The organism is Enterobacter cloacae complex sp. IR5418 (genome assembly GCF_049238105.1).
Lineage (GTDB): Bacteria > Pseudomonadota > Gammaproteobacteria > Enterobacterales > Enterobacteriaceae > Enterobacter > Enterobacter hormaechei.
The window spans coordinates 15,124-27,628 of sequence record NZ_JBMKHS010000040.1 but is presented as its reverse complement, the minus strand read 5'-3'; the positions used below and the strand labels follow the sequence as shown (position 1 = coordinate 27,628).

General features: G+C 57.6%; 9 protein-coding genes and 1 pseudogene. 5 read left to right on the top strand and 5 right to left on the bottom strand.

The window, feature by feature from the left end; all coding sequences use genetic code 11:
* Nucleotides 1-23: 23 nt before the first annotated feature.
* Complete coding sequence (locus ACOTX7_RS20940) at nucleotides 24-1,109, bottom strand: helicase-related protein (protein ID WP_260630771.1); 1,086 nt, start codon at nucleotides 1,107-1,109, stop codon at nucleotides 24-26.
* Between the two features lie 33 nt (nucleotides 1,110-1,142).
* Here ACOTX7_RS20940 and ACOTX7_RS20935 point away from each other — a divergent pair.
* Nucleotides 1,143-5,609, top strand: a pseudogene (locus ACOTX7_RS20935) (trifunctional serine/threonine-protein kinase/ATP-binding protein/sensor histidine kinase); the annotation flags it as partial.
* A gap of 3 nt (nucleotides 5,610-5,612) precedes the next feature.
* Here ACOTX7_RS20935 and ACOTX7_RS20930 read toward each other — a convergent pair.
* Nucleotides 5,613-6,230, bottom strand: coding sequence for a response regulator transcription factor (locus ACOTX7_RS20930; protein ID WP_006810273.1), 618 nt, complete (start codon nucleotides 6,228-6,230; stop codon nucleotides 5,613-5,615).
* Between the two features lie 300 nt (nucleotides 6,231-6,530).
* Between ACOTX7_RS20930 and ACOTX7_RS20925 the strand changes: the two genes are divergently transcribed.
* Together ACOTX7_RS20925 and ACOTX7_RS20920 are read left to right on the top strand one after the other, a co-directional pair.
* Complete coding sequence (locus ACOTX7_RS20925) at nucleotides 6,531-7,136, top strand: ATP-dependent Clp protease proteolytic subunit (RefSeq protein WP_006810272.1); 606 nt, start codon at nucleotides 6,531-6,533, stop codon at nucleotides 7,134-7,136.
* Between the two features lie 134 nt (nucleotides 7,137-7,270).
* On the top strand, nucleotides 7,271-8,392 hold the full coding sequence (locus ACOTX7_RS20920) for a cupin domain-containing protein (RefSeq protein ID WP_221256855.1): 1,122 nt from the start codon (nucleotides 7,271-7,273) through the stop codon (nucleotides 8,390-8,392).
* 46 nt (nucleotides 8,393-8,438) lie between these two features.
* On the opposite strand, the gene ACOTX7_RS20915 is transcribed toward ACOTX7_RS20920, so the two are convergent.
* Nucleotides 8,439-8,624 (bottom strand): hypothetical protein, encoded by a 186-nt coding sequence (locus ACOTX7_RS20915; RefSeq protein WP_032673676.1) that lies wholly within the window; start codon nucleotides 8,622-8,624, stop codon nucleotides 8,439-8,441.
* Nucleotides 8,625-8,843: 219 nt separating this feature from the next.
* Between ACOTX7_RS20915 and ACOTX7_RS20910 the strand changes: the two genes are divergently transcribed.
* Nucleotides 8,844-9,077 carry a DUF2171 domain-containing protein gene (locus ACOTX7_RS20910; RefSeq protein WP_032673675.1) on the top strand — a complete coding sequence of 78 codons (234 nt, stop codon included), beginning with the start codon at nucleotides 8,844-8,846 and terminating at the stop codon, nucleotides 9,075-9,077.
* Nucleotides 9,078-9,185: 108 nt separating this feature from the next.
* Here the strand turns inward: ACOTX7_RS20910 and ACOTX7_RS20905 are convergent, their stop codons facing one another.
* Nucleotides 9,186-10,601 (bottom strand): PLP-dependent aminotransferase family protein, encoded by a 1,416-nt coding sequence (locus ACOTX7_RS20905; RefSeq protein ID WP_003863072.1) that lies wholly within the window; start codon nucleotides 10,599-10,601, stop codon nucleotides 9,186-9,188.
* A 176-nt stretch (nucleotides 10,602-10,777) separates the two neighbouring features.
* Between ACOTX7_RS20905 and ACOTX7_RS20900 the strand changes: the two genes are divergently transcribed.
* Complete coding sequence (locus ACOTX7_RS20900; protein WP_003863073.1) at nucleotides 10,778-10,939, top strand: DUF1127 domain-containing protein; 162 nt, start codon at nucleotides 10,778-10,780, stop codon at nucleotides 10,937-10,939.
* An 85-nt stretch (nucleotides 10,940-11,024) separates the two neighbouring features.
* On the opposite strand, the gene ACOTX7_RS20895 is transcribed toward ACOTX7_RS20900, so the two are convergent.
* Entirely contained in the window at nucleotides 11,025-12,413 is a 1,389-nt protein-coding gene (locus ACOTX7_RS20895) for a PLP-dependent aminotransferase family protein (RefSeq protein WP_221812987.1), read from the bottom strand.
* Nucleotides 12,414-12,505: the final 92 nt, after the last annotated feature.

Sequence of the window (12,505 nt, the reverse complement as noted above, 5' to 3'; positions counted from 1 at the left end):
GATGCGTGATCTGATCCTTCAACTCAGCAAAAGTTCGATTTATTCAACAAAGTCGGTAAAATCTCAAATTCTTTGCTGCAGACAGCATCCCAGACTCTTTGGGATGCTGTTGCGTAATATTGACCGTTGGGCTTGATATAGACTGGCATATATTGGCAGCGTCGCTCATGGCCAGCCACAAGGCGGATACTCCATAATGCCCAATAGCCATTCGCTCCGGCTGGTAGTGACTTAACAGTAACACAGGGGATGGGTTGTGCTTCACTCCAGACAGGTAATTGACTACACAGCCCTTTTATCCTGGGGTTTTCGAGCGTTAGATGCGTGAAGTTTGGCTGTTGCTGGGCGATTTTTCCAACAAAGGTTACTCCACTCCATGTTGCACCATCTGGCCAAGTTAGAGTATGACTGCCATCACTTTCATCAGTAAAATCAGCTACATGCTGCATATCGTGGTGCCAGTGTAAGTAACTAGCGACCATGCTCTGTACCCAATAGGGTAGTGGGTGGTTCAAGGCTTGGCGATAGTCATCAGCAGATAAGGGATCTCCGCCACCAAACAGTGCATCCTGTTGTCCCTTGTCTACTGCTCCGTCTCTTAAGGTGGCCAAGGCTTTAGCTAACTCCTGGTCCATCAAAGTAGGGTCAGTGATAGATGTGATAAACAAATCATCAAACAGATGATTAGCAGCAGAGGAATCCAATACATCGCTGGTCTTATCAACGCCAAACTCGTCGAGAATAATCTGTAACTTCGCTTCGAGCACTTCGCGCACTCTGTGCTCAACGGTATCTTCGAGCACAAAGTTTAGTGCGCGAACGATATGCTGTTGGCCGATACGATCGACGCGACCAATGCGCTGTTCCATGCGCATCGGATTCAATGGCATATCGTAATTAACAATCACATGGCAGAACTGAAGGTTTAGACCTTCTCCACCGGCATCGGTTGAAATCAGAATGCGAGTATCACTGGCGAAGGCAGCTTGTACCTTTTTACGCTCAGACAGATCCATTGAGCCGTTGAGACTAACGACACTGATGCCTCGTTCAACAAGGAACTGCGCTAACATTTCTTGGGTCGGCACAAACTCTGTAAACACAAGCATCTTCAAGTATGGATCTCCCTCTTCTTGCTGTAGGCGGTAGGCAAGGTCGATCAATATTCCCCCACGCTGCCCTACGGCGTACTGAGTTCGGCGTTTCGGACGCTCGCGCTGCACCTGCTCGGGCTGCCGGGCGGGGAGGTGGCGACGTGGAAAATCCGCCTGTCGCGCGCGCTGGAAGGCTACGAAGAGCTGGCCGTCAGCCTGGTGCCGGAGCTGAATTTACTTCTGGAGAATAAACCGCGTTTCTCGGCGGATACGTTTTCCATCGACGCGCGGGCGCGCTTCAGCCATATGGTGCTGGCGCTGGTGAAAACCTTCGCCACCCAGGGCGCGCCGCTGGTGCTGCTGCTGGACGATGTGCAGTGGATTGACGCCGCCAGCCTGCAAACGCTCGATCACCTGTTGCGTACCTGTGGCGCCATCCCGCTGCTGGTGGTGGTGGCGCACCGCGATCTCAGTTCGCTTTCTGACGCCACCTTGCAGACCGCGCTGGCGAGCCTGCCGGAGGCGGCGCAGCATGCCACGACGATCGTGCCACAGCCGCTGTCGGTGAAGGCCGTAGCGCGCTGGCTCGGGGGGATTTTTCATGTCCGCAGTACCGGCACCGCCGATCTTGCCACGCTGATCCATGAAAAAACCGGCGGCAACCCGCTGTTCGTTCAGGAATTTTTCCGCCGCATCGTCGATGACGGACTGGTGGTGCATAACAAATACCAGGGCAAATGGCATTACGATCTCCAGGCCATCCGCGCCCGGCACTATACCGAAAACGTGGTGACGCTGGTGCTGGAGCAGCTGGAGGAGATGCCTGACGAGACGCGCCGTCTGCTGGGCAGCATCGCCTGCCTCGGCTGCACGGGCGAACTGGAGATGCTGTGCCGCGTGGTGGGGCAGTCGGCGGCGGAAATCCGCTACGCGCTTCACCCGGCGGTTACCGCTCAGCTGATTGTGCTTACGGAGAAAGAGTACGCCTTTACCCACGATCGGGTGCAGGAAGCCGCCTTTGCCCTGCTGGATGAGGGCGAGAAAAGCCATCTGCACCTGACCACCGCCAGCCTGCTGGCGGATGCCGTGCGGCAGACGGCGGGCAACGAACTGCTGTTCCGTGCAGTTCACCACGTCAGCGCCGCGCTGGACTGCATCCAGCCTGCACCCCAGCGGCAGCGTTTCCGTGAGCTAAGCCTTCAGGCCGCGCGGCGTGCGAAGCGTACCGGCGATTACCTCTCCGCCTTAAGCTATATCCAGACCGCCAGAGCGCTGGGGAACGCTGGCCCGGTCTCGGACTTTATGCTGGATATCGAAGAGGCGGGCTGTGAGTTTGCGCTTGGGCACCTGGAGCGCACGCGCGCGCTGTGCGATGCGATCCTCGGTTCACCGGGCGGGCTGACGGAAAAAGCGCTGGCCGCCAACCTGCTGGCGGAAGTCTATATGCGCCAGTCGGAGATCCGCCTGGCGCTGGAGGCGTCGTTATGCTGGCTGGGCGTGTTCGGGATCCAGATCAGCCGCTACCCGGAAAATGCCGAATGTGACGAAGCCTGGCAGCAGTTCTGTCAACGCACCGCCGACGCGCCGCAGAACCCGTTTTCTCAGCTTAAGCTGATGGAGAGCGCAGAGACCGAAGCGGTGATGAACCTGCTTTACAGCGCCAGTATATTCGCCAGCTTTACCTGCCCGCGCCTGCACTTTTTACTCCTGTGCCGGATGATGCACCTGACGCTCGACCATGGCATAACCGGCGCATCCACCACGGCGATGGCCTGGTTTGGCGTGCTGATTGGCCACCGCTACGCCGAATACCGTCTCGGGTTTGAGTACGGCACGCTGGCTCGCGAGCTGGTGAACCGCCACGGCTATGACGCCTATGAAGCCAAAACCCTGCTGCCGCTCGACCAGCTCAGCGTCTGGACCCAGCCGCTGTCGTACACGATTGAGTGCGCAAAAGCCTGCTTTACCTCGGCGGTGACCCACGGCGACATGACGATGGCCTGCTTCGCGGCCTGTCATCAGATCATCAACTTCCTCTCCCGGGGCGATCATCTGGATGGCGTGCTGACCAGCATCGATCGCGGCCTGGCCTTTGTGCGCAAAACGGATTTTCAGGACATTGAAACCGTTCTGCACATTCAGCGCCGCTACGTGGAGTTTTTACGTACGCCGGTGACGGGCACCTGGAGCGCCGCCCAGGCGCTGCCTGACGATCTGCTGCCCGCGCCGCCGGAACAGGCGCCCGATCAGACCTCGACCATGCTGTTCTGGTACTGGCTCTATCGCGGGATGGCGCATTTTACCTGCGGCGAATATGCCGACGCGCAGGCGGATTTAGATAGGGCGGGCTGGTATGCGTGGTCCGCGCCGGGTCATATTCATCTGCTGGATTACCATTTTTACAGCGCGCTGGCGCTCTCCCGCCAGCTCACGCCGGAGACCTTTTCGGCGGATTATCGCCGCAGTATTCATCATCATTACGACAAAATCGCCCTCTGGGCGCGGATCAATCCGGGCACGTTTGCCGATAAAGAGGCGCTGATTTACGCTGAAATCGTCCGTCTGGACGGCATGAACAGCATCGCGCTGGAGCAGTATGAAAAAGCGGTGCGGCTTTCGCGGGAGGGTGGGTTTAACCCGATCAACGCCCTGGCGCACGAGCTGGCAGGGCGTTTCTCGCTGGCCTGCGGCTACCCGACCGCCTCCGACGCCCATTTCCGTGGCTCGATTGCCGCCTGGGGCCGCGCCGGGGCACAGGCCAAGGTGCGCCAGCTGGAGCAGGACTTCCCGCATCTGCTGGCCTCCGGGCAGAGCCGCGCGTATGACACGGCGGCCTTCGCCCAGAACGAGGTGATCCGCGATTTACAGAGCGTCATCAAAGCCTCACGCGCCTTGTCCGAAGAGATCAACCTTGAACGTTTGATCGAAAACCTGGTGACGCTGCTGCTTGAACGGGCCGGGGCGCAGCGTGGCCTGCTGCTGCGCGTCAGTGAAAATCACATCCCGGAGATCGAAGCCAGCGCCTGGACCAGCACTGACGGGGTACGGGTGCGCATCCTGAAGGCGTCGCCGATGGCGACGGACATGCCGCTGTCGGTGCTGGCCGCGGTGATCCGCACCGGGCAGGAGATCCGCACCGGCAAACCGGAGGAGTTTCACCCGTTCAGCCAGGATCCTTATCTGGTAACGTCCGGCGCCGCCGTAATGTGCGTCCCGATGTTCAAACAGGCGCGGCTGGTGGGGGTACTGTATCTGGAAAACCGCCTGATGCCGGAAGTGTTTACCGCCGAGCATTCGCGCGTGGTCAGCCTGCTGGGCGCGCAGGCGGCGGTTTCGCTGGAGACGGCGCGGCTCTACGCCGAGCTGCTGGCGGAAAACATCCAGCGCCGACGGGTGGAGAAAGAGCTGCGCGCCAGCCAGACCTCGCTGATGCTGGGCGAGCAGATCAGCCACACCGGCAGCTGGCGCTGGGAGCTGGTGCAGGATCTGATGTTTATGTCCGAAGAGTACGCCCGCATCCTTGGCCTGCCGGAGCAGCAAAAAATGATCTCAATGGCGGAGTTTTTGACCTTCGTGCATGAGGACGATTATGGCCGGATCAGCACTCTCGTTAACCAGAGCGTGCGTGACGGGCTGTCGATGCGCGCGGAGTTTCGCATCATCCGCACCGACGGCTCCGTTCGCTACATCCTCGGGATTGGCGATCCGGTGGGCGTAGGCAGCGAGGTGAATGAGTATTACGGTATTATCACCGACATCACCAGCCAGCGGGCGGCGGAGGATGCGATGCGGGTGGCACAGGCGGATCTGGCGCGAGTCTCCCGGGCCACCACCGTCGGGCAGCTGACCTCGTCGATCGCCCACGAGATCAACCAGCCGCTGATGTCGATTGTCTCGAACGCCGGGGCAAGCCTGCGCTGGCTCAACCGCGATCCGGCGCGGCTGGACAAAGTGCGAGAGGGGCTGGAGGAGATCGCCGCCGAGGGCGAGCGGGCAGGGGAGATCATCCGCAGCATTCAGTCGCTGACGCGCAAACAGGATCCCACGTTTACGCGAATCGATCTGCACTTCCTGATCCACCACATCATTATGCTCTCCCGCAGCGAACTTGAGCTGCGACACATAAGCGTTGATTATCTTCTGAACGCTGACAGCAGCTTTATCATCGGCGACAGCGTGCAGATCCAGCAGGTGTTGCTTAACCTGGTGATGAATGCGATGGAAGCGATGGCGGAAGTGACGGATCGCCCGTGCAGCATCACGATCTCCACCGCGAACTGCGCCGAGGGGAAGGTGATCTTTGAGATTGCCGATACCGGCAGCGGCATCGAGCCGGAGCATACCGAGCGGATCTTTGACTCGTTTTACTCGACCAAAGCGCAGGGAATGGGGATGGGGCTGACCATCAGCGCCAGCATCATTGAACGGCACCGGGGGAAACTGAGCGCGCGCCGCAGAGAGCCGTACGGCACGGTGTTTACCTTCGCGCTGCCGCTGGCCGGACAGGAAGAGTAACGGTTACTCCGCAGGCTGATGTTTGGTCAGGCGCTCAACCGCCCTGACCAGCTCGGCCACGGAGCGGACCTGCATTTTCTCCATCACCCGGCGGCGGTGCACTTTCACCGTAATTTCACTGACGCCCAGCTCGGCGGCGATCTGCTTGTTGAGCTTGCCGCTGATGGCCAGCTCAAGCACCTCACGCTCGCGCGGGGTGAGGGACATATGGCGCTGCTTCAGGGCGTAGTGCTCTTTGACGCGGGCGGCGTTGTGCTGTGCCAGCCGGAGCGCGGATTCAATGGAGCCAATCAGCGCGCTGGATTCAACGGGCTTAGTGAGAAACTCGTAGGCCCCGCCTTTGATCGCCCGGACGGACATAGGAATGGTGCCGTGGCCGGTGAGAAAGATGATCGGTATTTCCCGCCCGCTGGCTTTCAGCGCATCTGCGACATCAAATCCGGTTATCGTCGGCATTTGCATATCCAGGATCACGCAGGAGGGCAGATCCTCAAAGGGGTAACTGAGAAAGGCTTCTGCGGAGGAAAAGCCAAGGGCGTGTATATCCGCTGATTCCAGCAGCCCAACAACGGACTGCCTGACTGTGTCATCGTCATCAACCACATAAACAATGTGTTCCATTCACCGCCCCGGTGTGTGATCAGTAAATCATCGAGAATAAAATAGCGCCCTTTTGAACGTAAGCGACTGTTTGCTATCCTCATTCATACTAACATATTAATTATTATTATCATTTATCAATATGAAGATGATATGAAAGTGTAATAAAAATGTGGCGAATTAGTTAGGAGTGAAGCGCTGTTTTTAGAGATCTTTCTGGCTGCGGAGCCAGCGCACGACACGCGATGTTTTGTGTGAGGACGCCGACGAGTAAAACAGGCTACACTCTGATTTTGAGCGCGACAAGCTGAGGACATAACGATGCACTACACACTGAAAAGCAGTGACGATAAAGAAAAAGCGGAAGGAACAAACGGCGCGGGCGCTCTACAGCAAAAACTGCTGGAATCCCGTTCGATTGTCATCTCCGGTGAGATCAACCAGGAGCTGGCCCAGAAAGTCATCACGCAGATGATCCTGCTGCAAAGCGTCAGCAACGATCCGATCAAGCTGTACATCAACAGCCAGGGCGGCCACGTGGAAGCGGGCGACACCATCCACGACTTCATCAAGTTCATCCGCCCGGACGTGCACGTCATCGGCACCGGCTGGGTGGCGAGCGCCGGGATCACCATCTTCCTGGCGGCGAAAAAAGAGCACCGCTACTCGCTGCCGAATACCCGCTTTATGATCCACCAGCCGCTGGGCGGCGTGCGCGGCCAGGCGACGGATATTGAGATCGAAGCGCGTGAGATCATCCGCATGCTGGAACGCGTGAACAAGCTGATTGCTGACGCCACCGGCCAGCCGCTGGAAAAAGTGAAGAAAGACACTGACCGTAACTTCTGGATGTCACCGGCGGAAGCGCTGGACTACGGCATCGTGGGCAAACTGATCACCCATTATGACGAGCTGAACCTGGATTAAGTTTTAGCCCGCGTGTGCGTCGGGTGACGGCTTTGCCTTACCCGACCTACACGCGCTCGATTGACCCATGACAAGTTCCCCCCTGGCCGTCTCTTCTATAATCGCGCCTGTTTACCCTCTCACTGGTGCTAACCATGGCGTATCAACTGAACCTGAACTGGCCGGAATTTCTTGAAAAATACTGGCAAAAACAACCCGTTGTGCTGAAAAATGCCTTCCCGAATTTTGTCGACCCCATTACCCCTGATGAACTGGCGGGTCTGGCGATGGAGCCGGAAGTCGATAGCCGCCTGGTAAGCCATGCTAACGGCAAGTGGCAGGCGAGCAATGGCCCGTTTGAGCATTTCGATAATCTCGGTGAAACCGGCTGGTCGCTGCTGGCGCAGGCGGTGAACCACTGGCATATGCCTGCCGCAGAACTGGTGCGTCCGTTCCGCGTCCTGCCGGACTGGCGTCTTGATGACCTGATGATCTCCTTCTCCGTCCCGGGCGGCGGCGTGGGGCCGCACATCGATCAGTATGATGTGTTTATCATCCAGGGGATGGGCAGCCGTCGCTGGCGCGTGGGTGACAAACTGCCGATGCGTCAGTTCTGTCCGCATCCGGCCCTGCTGCATGTTGATCCATTTGAGCCGATCATCGACGAAGATCTTGAGCCGGGCGATATCCTCTATATTCCGCCTGGATTCCCGCATGACGGCTTCACCCATGAAACCGCGCTCAACTACTCTGTCGGTTTCCGCGGGCCGAACGGTCGCGATCTGATCAGCAGCTTCGCCGATTACGCGCTGGAGAACGATCTGGGCGGCGAACACTACAGCGATCCGGATCTGACCTGCCGCGAACACCCTGGCCGCGTGGAGCAGTACGAGCTCGATCGCATTCGCCAGATGATGATCGACATGATTAGCAAGCCAGATGATTTCACGAAATGGTTTGGCAGCTTCGTCTCCACGCCGCGTCACGAACTGGATATTGCTGCCGCCGAGCCGCCGTATTCCGCAAAAGAGGTGCTCGACGCGCTGCAAGGGGGCGAAACGCTCTCCCGCCTGAGCGGGCTGCGCGTGCTGAATATCAACGGCAGCTTCTTTATTAACAGCGAACAGCTGGAAACGGTGGATGCGAACGCGGCGGATGCGCTGTGTCGCTACACCGAGCTGGGCCAGGCTGAGCTGGGCGAGGCGCTGAATAATCCGGCGTTTGTGGACGAACTGACCGGATTAATTAACCAGGGCTACTGGTACTTCGACGAGTAGATAAGTAACAGCAGGCGGCGTTTAGTCAGGCTAAACGCCGCTACGTTTAAACCAGCATATTACAGGCCTTCCAGTAGTTAAGAAGCCGCTCATCATCGCGCTCTTTCTCCGCTTTATTTTTCATCGCCTGGGCGAGATTTTCTCGCGATACTTCATGGCCTTTTTGCACGATGTCTAAAACCGCTTCACCAAGAGCCAGCGAAATTTCTGCCCGATTGTTGCGAATCGTCATAAATACCTCCTCGTTGGTTGCCATAATTTAATTATGAACGGGAAATAATCAGCCGGTAATAATTCATCTCATTCTTATTTTTTCAATTCGGCGCTAAATAGACACAATATTCGCTTCTGTCAATGATGTTTCAAAATGCTAATAAGCCTTTTAAGCCTGAATTTATGCGCTACAGTTAATTTCGTGCAACAGGCAAATAACCGAAACAGGAGAATGATTATGGTAGATAAAAGCGCAATTAAGGATCACACTCAGGTTGTCGCCAGCTGCGGAACGCACGTCGGGGTTGTGGACCATGTAGACGGTGAGCGTATCAAGCTTGCGAAGAGCGACCCGGAATCGGGCGGCAAGCACCACTTTATTCCTCTCGGCTGGGTCGATAAGGTCGAAGATAATAAAGTTGTCCTGACCAAAAACCATAAAGAGGTTTTTGCTGAGTGGCAGGAAGCATAAATATATTTCTCGCAAAGAAATATACGTATACGCTCCGGCTTCGCCCGGAGCGTAATAATGTCTGCGTCCGGTGATTGCTGCCCTTATCGGGCCTACCACGGCAAAAAACTACTCCTCCATCGCAATCACAATCGCTTCTCCCATCTTTTTCAACGCCTCGCGATTTTTGTCTGTCGGCGGCAGCGCCACGTTGATCCGCAGGCAGTTGCGGTACTTCCCGGAGGCGGAAAACAGCGACCCGGCCGCGGCCTGGATCTTCAGCCGACACAGCTGCTTGCTGACGCACACCATATCGACCGTCTCCGGCAGCTCAACCCACAGCAGGAAGCTGCCCTGCGGGCGGGTGACGCATATCTCTGCCGGAAAATACTGCCGCACCCAGCAGGTGTAGGTCTCCATATTCTGCTGATAAATCTGGCGCATACGCCGCACGTGGCGATGGTAATGGCCGTCGCGGATAAACGCCGCCACCGCCATTTGCGTGCCCGGCACGTTAAACCCGCCCGCGGCGTACTTCATGTGCATCACCCGGTCGTAATAGCGCCCCGGCACAATCCAGCCGACCCGCAGGCCCGGCGCCACGGTTTTGGTAAACGAACTGCATAACAGCACGCGACCATCAATGTCCATAGAATGAATGGTGCGCGGACGCGGATACTCCGCCGCCAGCTCGCCGTAGATATCATCCTCAACAATCACGATGTCGTGCCGCTGTGCCAGGGCTAAGACCTGCTTCTTACGCGCCTCCGGCATGATAAACCCGAGCGGGTTATTGCAGTTTGGCACCAGGATCACCGCCTTGATCGGCCACTGCTCCAGCGCCAGCTCTAATGCCTCGATGCTGATCCCGGTTTCAGGATCGGTGGGAATTTCAATGGCCTTGATGTCAAACCCGCGAAGCATCTGCATGGTGCCGTGAAACGATGGTGACTCGACCGCCACGATATCCCCCGGCTTACACACCGAGAGCAGGGCGATCGACAGCGCGCCGTGGCAGCCGTTAGTGATGACAATCTCGTTTGCCGCGACGGTAGAGCCGCCGTCCAGCATCAGGCGGGCGATCTGCTCGCGTAACTCCAGGCGGCCGTCGAGCACGTCATAACTCAGCATTTCGCCCGGGTTATGTTGCGCAATGCGGCTCATCTCGCGCCACAGCGGCTTCAGGCTCGGCTGGTTAATGTCCGGCGAGCCGCCGCCAAAGGAGATCATCTCTTTGTCGGCGCGGGCGTCCAGCAGCATCATCACTTCATCCCACTGGGTGACGTCCACGGGGCGCTGCACCGGGCGCGTCATCGCCGGGACGGGCGGCTGCGCTTTGCGTTTCGAGACAAAATAGCCGGAGCGCGGCTGAGGCGTGATCAGCTGGAGATTTTCGAGGATCTGGTAGGCCTGCTGTATGGTGCTGATGCTCACGCCATGCTCCTGGCTCAGCGTGCGGACCGACGGCAGACGTTCGCCGCTGCGATAAAGCCCTTGTTCAATACGTTCCGCCAGGAGGTTGGCCAGATGTTGATAGCGCGTCATGCTGTATCCTTTGTTTTCACCATACAGAGCATTAAACCAGTACAGATTGATGGATAAACCACCATGCAGATACCGTTTTAGCGGATCTGTATGGTAAACAAAAGCAGTTTTTGAATCTGTATTGTACTGGTCGTTTTCCATGATGATAACCCCACTGGCACAGCGAGGAGAGCATCATGGAATTCTACGAGAATCGTTCAAAACGTCCTTTTATCGCGTTTGTCTGGGTAGCGAAAACGCTGCGTAACTGGTATCGCATCAACCGTACCCGCCGTATTTTGAGCCAGATGAGCGACGAGCAGCTCAAGGATGTCGGGTTATCGCGATATGATGTGTGAGCATAGGGTTACCCGGTGGCGCTACGCTTACCGGGCCTACAGGAGACCGTAGGCCGGGTAAGGCGCAGCCGCCACCCGGCGGTTTTCAGCTCAACAGTTCTTGCGTCTGCCGTTTCGGCCTTTCCAGCAGCTCAACCGCCTCCTGATATGACCGCACGTTGTTATAGCCCATCACCAGCCCGTAGCGTTTGCCCGATCCGCGATACCACGCCGAGAGGGCATTCACCTGAAGCTGCTGTTCCTGCCAGCAGCGGGCGATCTCATGGTCCGCGCTTCCCTTTGCGAGGAACGCGACAATATGCATTCCACCGTCGTTTTGCTCGGTGAAGAACAGGTCACCATACACCTCACGCAGGGCGGCGATCATCCAGTCGCGGCGGGTCTGATAGAGGGCGCACATCTTCTTGAGATGCCGAAAAAAATGGCCCTCGTTAAGAAACGCGGTGAGAATTTTTTGCGTCAGGACCGGCTGGCCGCTGGTGAGGATATCCGCGCAGTCGGTAAAGGCCCCGACGGTGCTGGCGGGCATTACCACGTAGCCCATGCGCAGCGATGGCATGATGGTTTTACTGAAGGTGCCCATAAAGATCACCCTGTCGTGCCGGTCGAGGCTTTTCAGCGACGGCAGCACTTTGCGGGTGTAGTGAAATTCGCCGTCATAATCATCTTCAATGATCCACGCCTCGTTTTGTGACGCCCAGTCGAGTAACTGCTGCTTGCGCGGCAGGGAGAGCGTAACCGCCAGCGGACTCTGGTGCGACGGAGTGACGATGGCGAAGCGGGCATCGTGGTGATTACGCAGAAGATAGTCCGTATCCATCCCGGCGCGATCGACCGGCACGGTGTGCAGACGGGGCACAATTCGCTTGAGCAACTGCTGGCCCATAAAGTAGCCCGGATCCTCAAACACCACTTTGTCGCTGCGGCTGGCGAGCGTGTCGAGGATCAGGCGCAGGCTGCCGCTGTAGCCGCTGGTAATCAGTACCTGTTCTGCGGTGCAGGATAACCCGCGCGAGATATTGAGATAGCGGGCAATCGCCTCGCGCAGCGGATACCAGCCCAGAACGGGCGGGTTGAGCATCTCCTCCTGACGCATGGCGCGTGTCGCCTGGCCTGCCAGCAGCAGCCATTTTTTATAGGGAAAGCTGTCGAGCGCGGGAATGCCGGGGCGCAGAAAACCGGCGCGTTCGCGCTGGCTAATCAACGACGCGGGCAGCGTGCCGGTTGCTTGTTCTGCGGGGGCGTTTTGCGCGGGCAGCAGAAGATCCGGGTTCACCCGCGTCCCGCGCGCCCCCTGGCTTACCAGATACCCTTCCCCCGTCAGAATGGCATAGGCGGTTTCAACGGTTTTTCGCGCGACCTTCAGCTCTTCAGCCAGCACGCGGATGGCTGGCACCTTGTCGCCGGGCTTCAGTACGCCGCGGGTGATGTTATCGCGATAGCGGGTATAAATCTCGTGATAGCCCGGCTTCATGTCCTACCTCGTTTCACATGTTTTGTGTCTTTTTACTATGTCATTAACGGCGTAGATTTGCCTCATCGCATGAAATAAACCGCACAAAAAAG